Below are 18,483 nucleotides of genomic sequence, written 5' to 3'. Positions count from 1 at the left end.
ATTACTCAATGCAACAATGCTTGCAAATCCCTATGTACTTGCAGCATCGGCATTAGGCGCATTAGTAGGAGTGATGATAATTAGTGCTGACACCACGACAGCAGCTGAGGATGCGCTTGAAAGATACAATGAAAAAGTAAAAGAAAATGCAGATAAAGTAAAAGAGGAAAAAAACGAAATAGACAAACTCATAAGCACTCTTGAAGATGAGACATCATCTATTGAAAGCAAAAGTATTGCATTTAACACTCTTATTGCAAAATATCCAACTATTTTCGGAAAATACAAGACAGAAAAAGAACTAATTGACAATCTAACAGAGGCAAGACAACGGGAAAATGCGGAGATAGAGAGAAAAACAGAACTTCTGAATCAAAAAACTTATAAAGAAAGTAAGACAAGAGCAGAAGAACTGAATCGCTATGCCTATTTACAAAAGAATGGGATTGTTCGCACTGAAGAATATAAACGTTTGAGTGATAAATATCATGCGGAAGTGATGAAAAATACAAACAGTATTAGTCATTTTACTTTCCAGTCAGCCCTTAACGATTTGGCATCTTCTGCAACGGAAGAATACAAGTTAAATATCAATGAGAATAGAAAGAAACAAATAGCGAAGTACAATGCCAACATTGGCAACCTTTCAAAAGCACAGGCGCAGAAAGAACTTGCAAAATTACGTGCCAATTTAAAAAAGATGGATAAGTCTGGTAAGGATTATGTTCGAATTGGTAACAATGAGCCACTAAGTCGTGCGCAGATAAAGGAACGTATAACACTGCTTGAAAACAATGTCAAGACAGAGCGCAAGACGATGGCGCAATGGCGTAGTGAAGCGAAAAAGGAAGCAAAAAAGAATCGAAAGGCTGCAAAGGAGCTGGCATCATCTACAGAGCTGCTTACAAAAGACCAAGCGGAAAAGATGATGAAAAAAGCCATCGATGCAGTATCAAATTCAGAAAAAGCAATAAACCATTTCGAGTTTCAAGATAAATCTAACGAAAATAAAAGGAAAAGCGGCAAGACAAAGGTTGACATCCCAAAGCAAGCAGACTACGACAAACTCGCCCGTGAGCGTTCAGATGCAGAGCGAGAGCTTGCCGATAAATCATCACAGGTGTACATAGATTCCTTGCAAAACGGCTATGAGAAAGAGAGGAAGCAACGAGAACTCAATCATAAGAAGGAACTTGACGACTTGGAAAAGTACAAACGTGACTTCTTGCAAAAGAAAGTCAGTGACGCCAAACAAATATTCGAGGAAGACCCAAAGAACAAAGGAAAGAAATTCAACGCTGCATCTGTCACGCTGACACAAGATGAGCAGGACAAATTCGACAAAATGCGTACAGATACCATCAAGAAGCACGTCAACGAGGATAAGGTAGCAGAGGATGAAAGGATTAGAAACGCACGTGGTGCATGGCAAGCGTATTACCATAATTTTGGGACATACGCAGAGAAGAGAAAGGCTCTACAAGAGGAACTAAACGACAAACTGGCTGAGATAGACAGAAAGAGCATAACCGAAAGTCAGAAACAAGCAGAGAAAGCAACTCTAACCAAACAGTATGCAAATCAGTTTGACGAACTCGACAATTCCGTTAAGAACTCAACAACACTTATGGGGCAGCTTTTTGCCGACGCATCCAAGAAAAGCATATCAGAGATTGAGGATGTAATTGACAAAACACAGTTATTATTATCTTATCTCGAAGCTGTCAAAGATGAAAATGGAAATGCGACTATCAACGGGAAAAATGTATCAAGAAAAGATTTACTCGGACTTGGTATCAGCGAGAATGCACTTTCTAATCTTGAGCAGGACCCTACAAAGATAGAAAGCATACGCTCCGCACTCGACAGGTTAAAAGGTGAACTTGGCGCAAAAAGTCCATTTGAACTGCTAAAAAAAGAAATAAAGGAAGCAGGCAAAGAATTAAACAAAGGCGGAAAACAAAACATCGCTAATGGAATAATGGCTATTGCTGATGCCGTTCATTCTTTTTTGCCAAGCGTAAAAGAGCTTGGCGAATCATTCGGGACGATATTCGGAAATGACTTAGGCGATAAGATAGGACGTGCAACAGACGCTCTCGATGGATTAGCCACAACAGGGAAAGGTGTAGGACAGATAATGTCAGGAGATATTGTTGGGGGTACTATGTCAGCGATAAACGGCATCTCACAAGTAATAAACTCTTTAGATGGCATGTTCGGAGCTGACTATTCCCACTATAACGAAATGGTAGAAAGGTACAATACCCTCAACAGTATCTGGGATAGTCTTATAGACAAGAAACTTAAATATATCAACACATCCTATGGTATGGAAGCGCAAATGGTAGCTGATGAGGCTATTAAACTTGCCTATAAAAGTCAAGAAAGCTATAGGATTCTTGGAAAGGAAAGGCTTAACAGTGGTGCAAGTGTTGGGTCACACTCTATTGGTATAAGACAGAGGAAAAAAATATCTTCTGAAGGATGGTCAGAGCTTCGTAATGTTACAAGAGAAATTGGGCTGAATTACAACAGTATTGCTGGAGGTAGGATGACAGGCCTATTTGACCTTACAGCAGAGCAGTTGAGTAAGTTAAAGGAAGGAGCACAGACATTCTGGGCGCAGCTTGATAACGATGTAAGGAAATACCTTGATGGAATAATCGATGGTGATGAGCGTATCCAAGAGATACAGAGAAAGCAAAAGGAGCAATTTACGCAGATTTCATTTGATAGTCTTTTCGATGGATTTGTAGACAAGCTCATGGACATGAAAACGTCATGGGCAGATTTTAGCAAAGATGCTTCTACTATATTTATGAAAGCCGTTCTGACAAACCAAATAGGCATACAATTCCAAAAGAAACTTCAAGATTGGTACGACAAGTTCGCCAAAAGCACGGAAGGAGGAATAACCGAAGACGAGAGAAAAAGTCTTACTGATGAATATAAGGGGTATGTAGATGAAGCGATAAAAATGCGTGACGAACTTGCAAAGACTGTTGGTTATGATGTCGCTTCCGCAGAACAGAAAGCCACCACAAACGGATTGTCTCAAATATCCTATGAGCAGGCTACAAACCTTATTGCACTTACCACAGCAGGGAATATATCAAGAGACCAGATAAAAGATGTTTTACTGTCGCAGAAGCTAAGCTCCATTGATTTGTCCCTCACTGGTATTTCTTTGATAGGAAAAGACACTGTTTCTATAGCCGATGAAACGAGGACAATACTTGCCAACTCATACATGGAACTAAAAGAAATAAACGAAAACACGGGTGTCTCGGCAAAGTGTCTTACACAGATAGACGAAAACATCAACAGCATGAACAGGTTAATAAAGGAAAAATTATGATAGGAGAATTATTGATTAATGGAAAGGATGCCTACAATGAATTTGGTGTCAACATGGGAGATAAGTTTCTCGATGCCCTTGGCGATAAAGCTGGTTTGAAAGAATATATTACAAATAATGACCGCACGAAGGACGGTATAGAATATTGCAAGTCAATTCCTAAAATGAACGAGCGCACGTTGACACTCACGTTTACAATCATGGGTGACAATCAAGCGGACTTCATTAGTAAAAAGGATTTGTTTTACGAAGAATTGAGTAAAGGTGATGTGGTTCTATCCGTTCCAAAAAATAGCACAAAGGTTTACCACCTTAAATTCAAAGACACTACTGGCATGTATGCACAAAACGTGGAGCGGACGTTCTGCAAGGTTGGCGTGAAATTCATAGAGCCAAACCCAAGGAATAGAAAATAAGAAGCGAGGTAGCTATTTAATCTGATATTCTTGTACCATGGCTGTCACTTTTTTATGACATTCATCCAATTGTCACGTTTCAGATTAAAACAAACCTCACGCAATGTGATAAAATGACGAACTTTGGGGATATGGTAATTTACGACATACACGGAAGCAAGTTAATGGACGCCATTCTCACAGAGGGTGCCGTCCTTGAGCGTGAGCTTGGAAAAACAGACGTTGTAAAGCTGTCTTGGAATAGTAACAAAAAGACAACGCTGCCAGTCGGTTCATACATCGTCCCATTTGATGACGGACTGAAATATCGCCTGTTGGACGACTACACGCCATCGGAGGGCAGCACAAGTTTGAAGTACGAGCCAGCATTCAACAATCCGCTTGCGGTTTTGAGTAGAACTCCGTTCCTGTATGACACGACCGATCAAGACGGCAACCCTATCAAACAGCAGGAGTGGTCTTACGATGGGCTTACCACCAATGCGTTGGAGTATGCCTGCAAGGCTATCAATGAAGCCCTGGGCATCATTGATGAAAGCAAGAAGTTCACCTACACCCTGTGCGGAACGGTAGACCCTACAATCAGTTTCTCTGTATCGTCAAACGACATTCTGTCGGTGCTGTCTTCCATGGCGCAGGCATGCAAGGACAACAGTTCTGAATGGCACCTGTCATGGGAAGACCATACGCTGTATTTCGGGCAGATATTCATCAACTTGGGAGAGAAAGTCCCCTTGCTGAAAGTACACGACAATATCAACCCCGCAACGGTAAACAGTTCCAATGAGCCATATTACAATTGCTTCTATCCGCAAGGCTCATCAAGGAATATGTCACGCAAGGCACAGGTGGGCTTAGGTAACGTTGCTACATTGGTGCGACTTGGACTGAACAAAAACAAGTTTCCAGACGGTTGTATCTATGTAGACAAAGACAGCAACGTAATCACAAAACAGGAGTTCGTGCAAAGTGGTGCTGTCAAACAAATGGTAGCATTGTCGTTCGATGATGTGTATCCGCACATAGATCTATATGCTTACAACGTGCGTCCACGCTACCGATATCTAAAGAACAAGCAGACAAACGAGATAGAAAAGGATGCCAACGGGAAAAACAAGGTGTACACCACATGGTACATGCGGCTTGCTTACCCAACAACCGTAAAGGATGACACAAAGACGCTCGTTAATACAACGAACGACATAGACGAACAAGGAAAGCAGGTGACACACTATTGGTACGACTATGAGCTGAACAAAAAGGAGCAAGTGTTGCAAGGTCATACGCTCAAAGGAACTTTCAAGGTCAACACGCACGCCACAGATGGAAAATATGATGCCCTCACGCAGTCGCTCGTAGGACAGCCTAATGGGCAGGACGGTTTCGAGCTTGCCTATTTCGATAAGAATGATGCTAAGGAGATACCGTCCAACCAAAATGACGGTGACAGTGGTATCAACATAAAGGCTGGCGACTATGAGATAATGTTCTATCAAAATGGGGATATTATCATACCCACCAACCAAGAGGAAGGACTGTACCCTCGTGGAAACAACCTGCCTGACCTCACTTGTAATATTGTCGTACTGTTCAATATCAAGCAAGGACAACAAGAGATAACGTCAGCGCAAGAGGAATTGGCAAAGCGCACAGTAAAAGAGATTGAGCGCAGGTTCAAGGATAACAACAACTATACATTCTCGTCCAACCCTGTTGCGTTTGAGGAAAAGAATCCAAATCTCCACATCGGTCAAAAGGTGATTTTCAATGATGGTCAAGGCTATGAGTTAAGCACCCGTGTCATTAAGATAGAGAGTAAGATTGATTTTCCTTTCATTCAGAGCATTACCGTTGGCAACCAAGCTGTAAAGGGTGCGATTACGCAGTTAAAGGAGGATGTGAAGAGCATTCTGTCTGGCAATTTCAGTGGTGGTGGCGGATTGAACGCATCACAGATAGAAAACGTTATCAAGAATTTCACACTACCAAGATTTTTGCGCAAGGATGTTGCAGATGAAGCCAAAGGGCATATTACTTTTTGGCAGGGGCTGACAGCACTCGTAAAATCTTTCTTCAACGGCATTAAGAATAATGGTGACATTCGTAACAAGGGGGACATCATCAACGATGGCAACATCATGACGAATAACCTCACGGTGACTGGTAAGGCGACGTTCTTTGAATTGGAGATACAAAAAGCAAAGGCGGCTGGTGGTATGTCGGTGAACTCCGCTGGTACTTTCCACATTGATGCGGTGGAGGTAACGCCAGACGGATTTGTATGTTACCAACGTGCGGAGAAAGACGGTGTAATGCTTTTGCAGACGTGCGAGCCGAAAGACCAGATGATGTGTTCAAATGGGATGAATAGCCTCCCCCTGCCCCTCCAAGGGAGTGGAGAACCGACTAACGGAGGTGAGCCACATGCCATTGGTAATCACTACTATTGGCGACTGGCGACGGAAGCACCTAAGAAGTTGGTGATGCACACCATTGACGGTAAGGAAGAAAAGTGTTTGAAACTTGTACTTTCAAAAACTGACCGCCACAAAAGACCGGATGAAAGTCCACAGGATATAGGTGATATCCCGAAGGTGGGTGACGACCTCGTGCAGATAGGAAATCGTGACAACAAGGAAAGGCAGAGTGTCATGATGTCTTGTGCTTATAATAGTTTTGACCCCGATTTGAAGCCGTCTTATTGGGCGCACTACATGGGCGTAAACGACTATGATATTTCCAAGCATAGATACACTTGGTTTGCCGCCAATGGAAGTCAGGTAACAGGAAACTTCAAGGTGCAGAGTGATAACGGTGGACTTAAGTCTATCGAAGACTACATGAAAGGCTTGACAACTAACACTTATAAGTTGGTGATGAGTGGCTCGCAGTTCAATGTGAAAGCGGATGGGAGTTTTTCACCAGAATTCATCTCCATCTATGCTTATAAGGTACAGGGCGAGAATCTTACGAAGCTGTCGCCAAGTGAAAAAGTGAAAGTGTTTGTGACCAAGGGCGAGAACAACCTCCCTATTAAAGAAAACTCTGTTACTGTAATCAGTGGCAAGTGGAACTTGTGGGCAAAAAAAGAAGACATGAACGATGTGTTTAATGTGGACTTGTTCATCAACGATAAGTTGGTTGACAAGCAGAAGATACATGTTGTCATGGACGGAAAGAACGGTGTTCCCGGAAAGGATGCGGTAGTATGGCAGGTAGCGTTTTCTATTCGCAATATCACGGGCAAGCAAGGTGAGACGTTTAAACTGACGTATGGTCGCACGGTTGGGGAAAGTACAACGTGGTATAACGATAATCCAACTTACCACGGTTTTAACCAACTTTATGCGGTCATCATAGACGGTGCTACAGGAAAAGAGAAGATGGTTTCGTGGGAGATGGATTTGAACGTGGCCGACTTCTTTACGGGCGGAAGCATGACCGTTCGTCTTATGAACAGCAAGACGGGTGAATTACTTGCGCAAGACACTATTTTTCCCGAAGCTAAGTCAGGCAAGGATGCCGTTACCTACAAGCTGATACCGATGCAGGAAGCTGCCGTGGCATACAAGGCGGAGAGTGGGGAAAACCTTGTAAGATTGTTTTTAGCGTACAAGATACAGAAAACAGTTGGTGAAGTTACTCAAGAATTAGCTCTCGGAGAGGAAGGCATAAAATTGTCTGTGGCTGGCATTACTAAAACATTCGTGTCAATTGGTGGCGTATATGTCTTGGATAAAAAAGATGCTCCATACAAAGAACAGAACATCGAAACGTATATTGTGACGCTGACAAAAGGAAGTAACATCGTAGACAAGCGCATCGTTCCTATCACGTTCAAGCCAAAGGTAGTGTTTGATATTGACACGAAGAATGGAGAGATAAGAAGCGATATTACCAACGTCAAAGGTGATATGAACTCGTTTAAGGCGACAATTAAAGAAACTTCCAACACGGTGGGAAATCTGAAAGAGCAATACTCGCAGATGAAGATAAAGTCGGACGAAATCAACTTTACCGTGAATAATGGCACACGTCCGAACTTGCTTTGGGGAAGTGACCTTGACTTGTCCGATGTTCAGGATAAGATTCAGCTTGCCTATGACAATGGTAAAATTATCAAGCAAAAGACAGCTGAAAAGGAAGATTTGCAACGGCAATTGGATGCTACTTCTACCAATGATACGGCAAAGAGGGATGACCTACAGGAGAAGATAAATGTTTGCAACGATAATATAACAACTGTAAAGAAAAATGTGAATGAGTGCAAGGCAGCCATCGAGAAGCATTTTGGGGTTGGACTTGCAAGCACAAAGATAGACAGTGAAGAGTGGTTTGAGTATCAGAAAGGTCGTGGCGTTGGTGGTGGTGATGCAATCAAGTTCAAGACCTTGGCGGGCGTGTCCGAATATCCCGGGTTGTTCTGGGAAAAACAGACTGGTGCGAAATGCAACATTAAGCTGAAACCGCACACCACTTATACTTTGTCCGCATGGGTAAAGGTGGAATTTGACGAGAAAGCTGACGGATATGTCGGTTTCGGCTTTGAAGCTTTCAAAAATGAAGATTCCATGAGTGGGCGCAAGCCCAATAACGCCAGCCGTTTGAATTTTAACGAGAACCCTGCATTCAGTAACCCGACCGACGGATGGATTAGATTTGTCAGAACATTCACGACAGATGACTTGAACTACGGTAGTGTGACGATGAACATCTATGGTACGAAGCCCGCTACATTGTATCTCTGCCGTCCCAAGTTAGAGGAGGGCAACAAGGAAACCCCATGGTGTGCCTATGACGGCACTGTTGAAGCACTGTTGGCGAGTGGCTTTAGTCTCAAAGACAAGGAATTCACTGCTACGTCTGACAACTTTAAGGTGCAGAACAACAAGGGCGATCAGACTTTCTTAGTAGACGAAAATGGTCACATCAATGCCAAACTCATATCCGCTGAAAGTATCACCGCACAAAAGATAGCGCAGCCGTTCGTGGAGCAGCAATCATTTGGTATGTTGATGAAAAGTCCGTCACTGTCGTGGTATATCACTAAGGGCGATAATATCAATGGTGGATATGTTCTCGCTTCCGAACTTAACGGTGCTATATTAAATATCTACAATCACACAGCTGGAACTATCAATTTCTATTCAACGCTTGCTGTAGGGGAAACAACATATTCTAATAAAACAGTAAATGTCCTTGTTGAATTAGAGCCTGGAGCAATATTTCGAGCGTTTGGTGTGCCAATTAAAGGTGTTGAGATGATCACCCGCGAGGAAACTACCACACTTGTTGCGCTCGTGCCGCTCGTGCCAATAGAGCTAACGAAATTGGATGGAGATATGAGAGCTAATTATATAGGAGCTGTAAAAGGATTTTTGACAATTAAATAGGAACAGCCTCCCCCGACCCCTCCAAAAGAGGGGAGAGAAAGCGGATGGAGAACTATCAACTGGTGAACTTGTCAACTCGTCAACTCGTAAACTCGTGAACTAAAGAATTAAAAAAACTCAAGAATATGAACAACGAAATGTGTGGCTGCGGAACAGAGGAAAAAACCTCGAGCGCAAAGGGAATAGTGAGAATTAACTACAAGGAGGATTTTGAGTTAGTGGTAGAGCTGCTGGCTGGAGATAAGCCGTATCAATTGGGCGATGAAGACTTCAGGATAAACTTCATGGTAATGGCGAGCCGCTACACCGTTGGAAGAACTGCTGGCGTTTGCGAACGTTGTTCGGTAGACGGCAACAAGATACGATGCTTCATGGACGCCCATGGCTTACCCCCTGGAGAGCTGCGTGCAGAAGTAAAGGTGAACACGCCCGACCCCAACTATGCAGACGGCAAAAGATTGAACGTGGCGATAGCCGAGGGTACGGTGCTATTAGTTAAGGACAATACTCGCTTTGACGGTGCTGTGGTGAAAGCCAAGATCCATGTGATGATGATTGATGCATACGATTTGGCAAAGGAACACGGCTACAAAGGCACGATTGACGAATATTACTCTACGTTCACGGAGGTTGGTCATTTGAAAGAAAACATCAAGGGTACGCTTGACGAAATGACGAAAGCTGAAAAGCTGCGAACTAACGCTGAAACGGAAAGAGCCAAGGCGGAAACACAGCGACAGGATGCTGAGAAACTGCGCAAGCAAGCCGAGACGGAAAGGGGCAATTCCGAGAAGAAGCGGATGTCGTCTGAGAAAGAAAGAAGTACGGCATTCTCTTCTATGCAGGAGAATATCGGTTCAAAGATAAAAGAGGTTAATGCCGCCACGTCAGACCTCAAAAGTATCATAGGGATGGATAAGGGCGTGTTTCTCAGCATTGATTCGCTGAAAGCTGCCTACCCATCGCCGCAGGTGGGATTTTCCGCCAAAGTGGGGACGGAACTCCCCTACGCCATTTATACCTGCGAAGTTCCAGGAACATGGAAGGACAGTGGGGCAACGTATGCGCCAACTACGCAAGTTCCAACTGTAAAACAAACCACCGGCGAAAGTGAAACGAGCGTGATGTCACAGAAAGCAGTCACGGAGAAAATTCAGACAGAAGACGGAAAGTATTTGCAAGAAGTGTATGCAAAGACACTGGCCATTCATGATGCAAGTTTCGACGGGACCCGGTACAAAGACTTTCAGACTTGCCTCGCATCCCTTGATGCGTCACTCACGGCGTTCGAGAAGAAACACATCAAGAAGGTAATATGCCTGCTTGAGGATGGCACATGGTGCGAGATGAACCGTATGAGTGCGGAATGGAGCATGGATACAGACAGTTGGGAGCAATCAGTCAACAGCTCTGGCGTATGTTTTGAAGACAAAATAGAGATAGCGAAGACTCCGTTCAAGGCTGAGGAAATACAGCAGAGTGAAATAGCCAAAGAGTATTATGTTTTGGTCAATAAGTTAGATTATGTTGGTACATGTTATGGCATGGTTGCTTATGCGAGTTTTGACGGATATACCAATATAGTTTTGATAGATACAGCTGGTGCAAAGACCCTTACTTATATAAAGAAATATGTCCATGTAGTTAAGGGTAAAAATGTCATCATCCTTGATTCACCCATTGAAATTTCCACAGGACAGTATATTGGATTCCGAAGTGTAGAAACTTTTCAAAATCCTATTATAGGCACTTACGGTGGAACATCAACTAAAAGATACTATAATGATAATTTTGGAGAAATATCAGGATGTGGTGCATATAACATTATTACAAGATACGAAAAAAACATAAATTTACCTGAAAGAGTAGATGTTGTGAATGATATTGGCTCAAGTAAAAGCAAGGCCATATCACAAGATTTTATATCTAAATTGCTTATTGATGTAACTAAAACGTATAAGTCAGAAAACTATGTTGAGGATGAAAGCCTTCTTAATGGCAACACTTTATCTTGGGGTATTATTTACCTAAAATATTTTGACCATCCAGTAACACTAAAGTCACTTACATTTGCATCAGATTATAGAGGTAAGGCAAAAATAGGTGTAATATACAAGAATGTCCGTAAAGGAGGTTACACTGTTGAACAATTATATGATATTGAAATAACAGATAAGAACACCTATTTGTTAGACAAGAATATCGTATTACCGATGAACCGGTATATAGCTTTCTTTACATTAGCCCGTGCTTCAATTCGGATTGACTATAATTTGACTGCTTCTAATTTTATGCAGGTTCAAAATGAAACTCAGAAAATAGCAGTAGGAGTTGATGTTAAAGGCGGTCGATGTAGAACTGTTAATGTTCAGTTTGAATTTGCAGACATAGAATTTACTAAAGACAATGCCCTTAAAAATTGTATAACTCACATGAACTCATGTAAAGTATTATTCACGGGTTCATCGCTAACAGACTGTCACTATTTCCCAAGAGGATTGTCATGGATAGAAAGGCTCAACGACCTAACTGACATCAACATTACCAATAACGGCTCAAGTGGTGGAAACATATCTCGTGACCTGAACACGCTCATTAAAAACGGCAGGTTGGGTCATCAGTATAATTCCAACAGGCTTGGCGGCAGTGACATTCTTGATTTTGAGATAGCTCAGACAGTAAAGGGTTTTTCACCGACATATATATGGTGGAACAATACGGCTAATAGCACCCCAAGGGGAGAGGATGGTCGGAAGATGCTCTTGATAGCCAAACAGGTTACAGACGCACTTGGAGCCAAGATGCTGATAGGTACAGAAGAATATGGCATAGGCGACAATCCTGAGCTTCCGTTCGAGTATGAAAGAACATATAGGATGTTTGGAGAGGAATACAATATTCCGTATTCTATGATAACCCTAATGAGCATGAATCTATATCCTCAATATCCTATATATAATGGATTCAAGTCGAGCATACACGCAGGATACAGGACGGCAGCGCCATATCTTAATCATAAGGCAATGGCTGATGCTATCCCTATTGAACAGAATATCAAGCTATACAGGGTACGTCTCCCTTACAAAGGAGGCAACCCAACCGTTGGAGACTTGGTCTATGATTTTAACAATGAAAGACTCAGGTACTTTACTGCTATTAGTTGCGGTGCTGCGGATATCAATACCTATGAACAGATGGACAACCTCGACGGCGACCGGTTTGCCCCCAACGGAGAAACTGGACCAAGGGGTGGAACCAACGAGATTGCCCAATGGAGTCTTGACGAGCCTGTGAAGTTTAACAAATGGGCGTTAATCGAAATTATATCCAACAAGATTAAAATCCAAAAGGCTTCATTTACCTTCAGGTGCTCTGTAAAGCCAGAAAAACTTTATATTGCCGTAGCAAAGAGTACATTAAGCCATGACGACAATGTGGCTGCTGGTATTTGGGAAGACAGTCCAAGAACACGTTGGGAGGAAGTTTTCTTTACCTATTCTGACGGTATGGTCACAGTATTGGTTCAAAGAATTGAGCCTGACATACAGATGTATGACAAGGTGAGGTTCCTTGTTAATTGCACTGGTGAGTTCCTGCTTTCAAAAACTAAATTTTTCGACTACAATGGTTTTGATAAGATTGTTGGGAAGTTTGAATATAAACAAAGACGCTGTGGCAGGGAATTGCTTGAGAACACCTCTGTGGAAGAAGGTTGGTCATTGCTTGGAAATGCAAGCATTCAGAGTTTCCCGAAATTAATAGCTGTTTATACAGACTATAATCAGTCAAATCGGCATGTTGAGTTGCCAGACAACAATTCGTCTATTAAACGTACTATTGCCATTATGCAACCATGCAGCATGGTTGTCCTGAGAATTGTCTGTCAATCATTTAAAAAGATAATCACTGCGAGATTTGACAGCGGAATTGAAAGTAAATTACTTCCGACAGATAAAACGGCAGATGAATATCTTAATGCCTTTTCATCTGATGAGGAGAAGAAAAAGTATATCAGTTCAACTGTTGATATCAAGCCTTTCGAATACGACTATGGAGCAATAAGAGTTATTGCTAATGGCCATTCAGTTCAGGACAAACTTGTATATCAAGGTTGGAACGAGCTGTACTTAGAGATACCTGTGTTAAACTCAGATAAAAATCTTGAAATAGAGATTAAAAGGAATAACTGGATTGAGGATAAGGAAAATATGCCTAATTCGGATAATCCGATATTGATTCATGATATAAGCATACAGCATATTTATTAAAAAATAATTTTTATATAAAATGAATGAAGTAAAGAAAGAGAATTGGAAGTATTTGTTAGTGTTTTTCATGATGGCATTGTCCATTGGTGTAGGTAATTACTTTAACCTCAGAGCCGAAGCTGGCGGTTGGGGAATTATCGGCATGGCAGCCGTCATCAGCACTATTTCGCTGGCTGCACTTGAATTCTGTAAAGTACTCATCTACGGTGGCTCGTGGAATTGGAAAAGAGTGCTGGTAGGCATTGGTGTGGCTATATTGTCAAGCGGTCTGTTATGCGTAATTTAATAGAGAAACTCGCTGGGATAGGCACGGACAAGCTACTGCATTTCAATGTATGCTTGTTCGTTGCCTACCTTACTGCACGATTGCTACCTTGCTGCACGGTAGAGAGAATGTTAGCTGGCTTTGCCTTTGCCGTACTCATCAGCTTTGGAAAGGAGCTGTACGATGAAGCACAGGAGGGCAATACATTTTGACTTGAACGATCTATTGGCAGACGTGGCAGGAGCGACTGTGGGAGCGGTGATGGGACTTTGAACTTTGAGGTTTGAACTTTGAACTTTCAACTAAAGAACTCGTCAACTATCAACTTGTGAACTAAAAAACATCGAGGGACGATTTTGTAAAACTAAAAGATAATGAATGAAACAAGAGTAATTGTAGAACAATGTAGTGCGGGAGTTTTAACCTCCATGGCTGCGATATTTCTGCAAGACGCAGTGCAGACGATGCTGCCATGGCTTTTCACGATGTTAGCCGTTATTTTGTGCGACTTGGCGTTTGGCGTTAGAAAGAGCCTAAAGTTAGGTATTCATATTTCTCCGAGCCGTGCGATGCGTGCCACCATGAGCAAAATGGTGACGTATGTGGCATGGGTAATGGCGGTGGCGATGATAGACTGTGCGGAGGGGCATTCGCTCAATATTACCACATGGGCGTGCTTGCTCGTTTGTCTGATAGAGGGAATGAGCATTATTGGTAATATGCTCAAGCCGTATGGTTATGACTTGAGCGTGAAAAGTTGCGTGGTGTTTTTCCTCTCGCTCATTTTCAGACAGGATAAGGAAAAGCTCGAAGACTTGGTATCGGATGAACATCTTGATGTGATAACCGCAAGAGAGAGGAAGAAGTGGGGAGATGTGAAGAAAAAAAACTCCACAAGTCTCTCAAAATGAGTGTAGACTGTGGAGTAACGGATTAAACCGTCAGAGGTACATCCTCTTTCTAAAATGCGACACAAAGATAAGAAAAAAACGAGACAATAATGAAAGAAGTATTAAAAAAGCGGACACCTGTATTGTCCGCTGGAGGAGCGACATTACATCGCTATCTTCTTGTTCGCAGGAACAAGGAAAGAAAAGCATCGGGATTTTTTAGGGTAAATCCTTTTGCCATTTTTCACGATGTATGGGCGAAATAAACGCACCATGCCACTTTCTTGTAAATCATCCATTCATAACACCTCCTTTCTGTTTTGCGCCCAACCTGTATCGGACGCTTATCTGCACTCTACCAAAGTGCAGAAAAAAGCCCACAATTTACAGGCTTGCGGGCTTAATCTCGTAGAGAGATGCGGACGGTGATTTTTGGTAGCTCACCGAAAGGAGATGCTCTCTTGGATGATTTACGGCACAAAGATATAGTAAATAAATAAAGCAAACAAAACTTTAACACACATTTAGAAAAAATGAAATTTAGAGCAAGTAATCTGTTAATTCAAAAACTAAAGGAATTTGAGGGGCTTCGTTTGGTAGCCTACAAGCCCACGAAAGCGGAGCGGTGGTATACCATAGGCTACGGACACAGCGCAGGCGATGTGCGTGCTGGAATGCGTATCACGGAGGAAAAGGCGGAAGAGCTGCTCAAGCGTGACCTTTTCTTCGTGGAAAAGTTCATAAACGGCATCCCAAAGGTAAAGACGCAAGGACAGTTCGACGCGTTGGTGTCGTTTACATACAATGTAGGCATTGGCAATCTGAAACGATCTACTCTATTAAAGAAAATCATGCACGATGCGCCAACGTCAGAGATACAGCGTGAGTTTATGAAGTGGGTGTACAGCGGAGGGAAAAAGCTGGACGGACTGGTGAAAAGACGCAGGTGGGAATCACAAAGGTGGGTAGAATGAAAAAGATACTATTTTTATTTTTTGTACTCATGTCGCTGACTGGCTGCAAGACGGTTAAATTTGTTCCTGTCCCCGAGTATCATACGCTTTATAAGACGAGGGTGGACACAGTTCAACTGTGTGACAGTATTTATTTTCGTGATAGCGTGTTTATTGCTGCAAAAGGTGATACAGTGTATCTTACAAAGATGCATTGGCGTGAGCGGTTTAGAAACGTGTACCATGTAAAAGCAGATACTGTGATGCAGCTGGACAGCATTCGTGTTCCTTACCCGGTAGAAAAACAGCTTACTAAATGGCAGCGGTGGAAGATGAACGCTGGCGGTTGGGCAATGGGCGCAGTGGCTGTGCTGGTTATCTTAGTCATTTTAAAAGCGACTAAGATGGTGCATAAGATAGTGTAGTGTAAATAAATCTTTTATTTATCGGTTTGATGTTTAATAAAAGTTAAACATAAAAATATATGGTATAAAATATTTGGTGTTTTTATTTTTAATTGCTATATTTGCCATAGAAAATTAAAATAACAACTAAAAATAAAAGATTATGAAATCAATCAATGAAATTGCAAGCGAGAACGGTTTACAGGTAATCACCACAACTACCGGTTTGAATGGCTACCCTCAATCATTGAAAGAAGCTATTATTGGCTTTGAGGATTTTGAGCAAGCAGAAAAGCTGGCCGAAGAATATCATCTTGATATTGAGATATTCACGAAGCGTGACGGTTGGCAGTTTTGGAACAGAGATAACAACAGTGCGTACGATGCTTTTGAGCGTTCTGCAAGCGACTATGGTGAGAATTTTCAACAGTTTGAAGCAAACATTAGCCAAGATGAATTTTTGCAACAAGTAGGTGCTGCAAGTTTTATTGATGAGCTGGCAGATGAGGAAGATGGTCTTGACAGAATCGAAGAGTACATGAAAGACTTGCGAGTGCTATACAATGCGATTGCAAAAGCCGCTGACGATGAAATCGTTATTGCAGACGGTGATGTGTACGTTGAGACTATCAAAGAAAAAACAATGCAATACAGCTACGACACAAAGAACTATGTGATTGGTCTAATTAACAATAACGAAGATTAAAAGCAGCAATGGCACCTGCCTACTCGGTGGGTGCCACTAAAATAAAAGTAGTGATGACAAAGACAGAAGAACTCGTTATTGAACTTTACAAAAAGAAAACGGCCATTATAAAGATTGTCGCAACTACAGGCGTATCAGTCAACAGAGTGTACAGCATTTTGTCTGAACACGACATACCTCTGCATAGCGGGCAAAAGGCATTCAGACGCACTATTGCGTTTGATGCAGAAACAGAAAAGCTGTTGCAACAGGCAAACCCTGCGAACATATCCGCATGGGTGTGCGAGCAAATCAAAGAGAATAACAGGTGAGTGACGGTTGATTTTTAACTTTTAGGCATTCATTGAAAGAAAATCTCATTTTTTAGGTTCCTTCTTTCTTTCCTCCTGTATCATCCTTTTTGCCTTGCTCATCAGCACTTTGTAGGCATTGTCGCACAGATCACCCCACTTTTCGTTTTGCAGGTAAGATGAATATTTGCGCAGATAGTTAAGTTTTGCTTTTACCATATCAATGAGTTGTTTCATATCATTGAACCGCTCATAGTTGAGTGTTTTGTCGTATCTATGCAACGTGTCATTCATGTCAATAAGACAACAGTTAATGACATCGCATGCCATGAACAATGCAATTTCTGCCGTCCGCATGTATTCTTCATCCTCTTTGCTCATTCCTATACTTTGTAGCGTCGTGTCGGAAGCCTCGTTTTCAGCAGCTTTCAGATATTCGTCTATTGTGCGAGTGTGGAGGATTTCTATTTTCTCCCCGATGCGCATGGCTGCTTGAAACATTCCTTTTCGCATCAACTCGTTCTGCTGTATGCGCATTTGCCTAACAGATGGATGTTGATTGAATTGTTCGTCTATCTTTGCCAGCAAATCGGATGGTATGTCTTTTAATTTCAGTTGGTTCATTGTTGTTTTTTTTGTTATTTCTGTTCATACTTTTTCCCATCCTTTCGGTATATATTCGTCTTTATCCTCTTTCTCCGCTTTTCTTATCTCGTTAATGCCATTCCTGAAAGTATCAAACGACAAATCGTTGTCCTGTATGGCACGACAAATTAAATCAGCGTGGAATAAATTAAAATGAAATTCTGTAAAATAGTTTATTTTATCTGTTTGTAATTCGTTTATGATGTATCGTTTCTGTTCTGCACATTTGCTTTTTTTTTTAGTTCATCGATAAGGACGTCTGCCCACTGTACGCAAATGTGTGCGTATGAAGGTAGACTTACTGCGGACATGGGTTGGGCAAATGACGCTGCCAACACATCTTTTGCAATCTCGTATCTTCGTTGCTCCCAGTCAACAGATTGAGCGCCTGTAGTGTTAATAAACTCTATCTCTTTGTCATTAAATTTACATTGGTGGCAAATTCCATCGCTACCATAATATTGAACCGTTCCACTTTTTTTACTGATAGCTATAACCGTTACTTCTTCTCCTGTTTTTATTATTCTTGCTTTCATATTATTTATTTTTATCTAAAACCAAACCACCATCCAAAACGTGTTGTATCATACTTTCACCACCTTTTAGCATTTTCTTGAAAGAAGGTCTGCGAAATTCAAATACCTTGATGTCTTTTGAAAATGTACCTTTTCTATATGTATTTTTATGCGTCATTGTTCCACCACAACAATCGCATTTTATACAGAATGGCGTTACACCTTTGTCTGCACAGGTGGTAAATACTTCCTTGTGGCATACTTCGCACACATAGCCATGAACTTCGTCACGGCAATCGTAACAATTAATCTTTGCGAGGTTATTATACCTCTTTTCCAATTCTTTTCTTTTCATATCATTCAGTTTTAATTCACTT

Annotated in this window: 14 protein-coding genes and 1 pseudogene; 12 read left to right on the top strand and 3 right to left on the bottom strand. The window is 41.8% G+C overall.

All coding sequences use genetic code 11. The annotated features are described in order from the left end of the window. Positions 1-16 precede the first annotated feature (16 nt). The 12 genes from HMPREF0650_RS13270 (at position 17) to HMPREF0650_RS06805 (ending at position 16,967) form a co-directional block, all read left to right on the top strand. Positions 17-3,361 carry a hypothetical protein gene (locus tag HMPREF0650_RS13270; protein ID WP_004349471.1) on the top strand — a complete coding sequence of 1,115 codons (3,345 nt, stop codon included), beginning with the start codon at positions 17-19 and terminating at the stop codon, positions 3,359-3,361. Then, a complete protein-coding gene (locus HMPREF0650_RS06850; RefSeq protein WP_004349469.1) occupies positions 3,358-3,777 on the top strand; it encodes a hypothetical protein in 420 nt (139 codons plus the stop codon). Before HMPREF0650_RS13270 ends, HMPREF0650_RS06850 begins: the two co-directional genes overlap by 4 nt. A gap of 131 nt (positions 3,778-3,908) precedes the next feature. Next, positions 3,909-9,170, top strand: a complete 5,262-nt coding sequence (locus tag HMPREF0650_RS06845) for a hypothetical protein (RefSeq protein WP_155813601.1) — start codon at positions 3,909-3,911, stop codon at positions 9,168-9,170. A 125-nt stretch (positions 9,171-9,295) separates the two neighbouring features. Next, on the top strand, positions 9,296-13,438 hold the full coding sequence (locus HMPREF0650_RS06840) for a hypothetical protein (RefSeq protein ID WP_004349464.1): 4,143 nt from the start codon (positions 9,296-9,298) through the stop codon (positions 13,436-13,438). A gap of 19 nt (positions 13,439-13,457) precedes the next feature. Beyond that, complete coding sequence (locus HMPREF0650_RS06835) at positions 13,458-13,724, top strand: hypothetical protein (protein WP_004349461.1); 267 nt, start codon at positions 13,458-13,460, stop codon at positions 13,722-13,724. Next, positions 13,712-13,915, top strand: a complete 204-nt coding sequence (locus HMPREF0650_RS06830; RefSeq protein WP_040562756.1) for a hypothetical protein — start codon at positions 13,712-13,714, stop codon at positions 13,913-13,915. The genes HMPREF0650_RS06835 and HMPREF0650_RS06830 overlap by 13 nt, the downstream gene beginning before the upstream one ends. 162 nt (positions 13,916-14,077) lie before the next feature. Next, positions 14,078-14,614, top strand: coding sequence for a phage holin family protein (locus HMPREF0650_RS06825; protein WP_004349460.1), 537 nt, complete (start codon positions 14,078-14,080; stop codon positions 14,612-14,614). 89 nt (positions 14,615-14,703) lie between these two features. Then, positions 14,704-14,859 (top strand): hypothetical protein, encoded by a 156-nt coding sequence (locus HMPREF0650_RS13100; protein WP_155813600.1) that lies wholly within the window; start codon positions 14,704-14,706, stop codon positions 14,857-14,859. A 267-nt stretch (positions 14,860-15,126) separates the two neighbouring features. Next, the gene (locus HMPREF0650_RS06820; protein ID WP_004349456.1) at positions 15,127-15,567 is read left to right on the top strand and encodes a lysozyme; all 441 of its coding nucleotides are present in this window, start codon (positions 15,127-15,129) and stop codon (positions 15,565-15,567) included. After that, positions 15,564-15,971, top strand: a complete 408-nt coding sequence (locus HMPREF0650_RS06815; RefSeq protein ID WP_040562754.1) for a hypothetical protein — start codon at positions 15,564-15,566, stop codon at positions 15,969-15,971. The genes HMPREF0650_RS06820 and HMPREF0650_RS06815 overlap by 4 nt, the downstream gene beginning before the upstream one ends. A gap of 142 nt (positions 15,972-16,113) precedes the next feature. After that, on the top strand, positions 16,114-16,656 hold the full coding sequence (locus HMPREF0650_RS06810; protein WP_004349452.1) for a hypothetical protein: 543 nt from the start codon (positions 16,114-16,116) through the stop codon (positions 16,654-16,656). Positions 16,657-16,664: 8 nt separating this feature from the next. Next, on the top strand, positions 16,665-16,967 hold the full coding sequence (locus tag HMPREF0650_RS06805; protein WP_004349450.1) for a hypothetical protein: 303 nt from the start codon (positions 16,665-16,667) through the stop codon (positions 16,965-16,967). 45 nt (positions 16,968-17,012) lie between these two features. Here HMPREF0650_RS06805 and HMPREF0650_RS06800 read toward each other — a convergent pair whose 3' ends face one another. The 3 genes and pseudogenes from HMPREF0650_RS06800 to HMPREF0650_RS06790 all read right to left on the bottom strand — a co-directional run. Beyond that, positions 17,013-17,570 (bottom strand): hypothetical protein, encoded by a 558-nt coding sequence (locus tag HMPREF0650_RS06800; protein ID WP_004349448.1) that lies wholly within the window; start codon positions 17,568-17,570, stop codon positions 17,013-17,015. 218 nt (positions 17,571-17,788) lie between these two features. Next, complete coding sequence (locus HMPREF0650_RS06795) at positions 17,789-18,127, bottom strand: hypothetical protein (protein ID WP_040562752.1); 339 nt, start codon at positions 18,125-18,127, stop codon at positions 17,789-17,791. A gap of 1 nt (position 18,128) precedes the next feature. Next, positions 18,129-18,483, bottom strand: a pseudogene (locus HMPREF0650_RS06790) (hypothetical protein); the annotation flags it as partial.

The sequence above is a fragment of the Hoylesella buccalis ATCC 35310 genome, from assembly GCF_000177075.1.
In the GTDB taxonomy this organism is placed as follows: Bacteria; Bacteroidota; Bacteroidia; order Bacteroidales; family Bacteroidaceae; genus Prevotella; species Prevotella buccalis.
The sequence above is the reverse complement of the archived record's forward strand: the minus strand, read 5'-3'. Positions and strand labels throughout refer to the sequence as shown.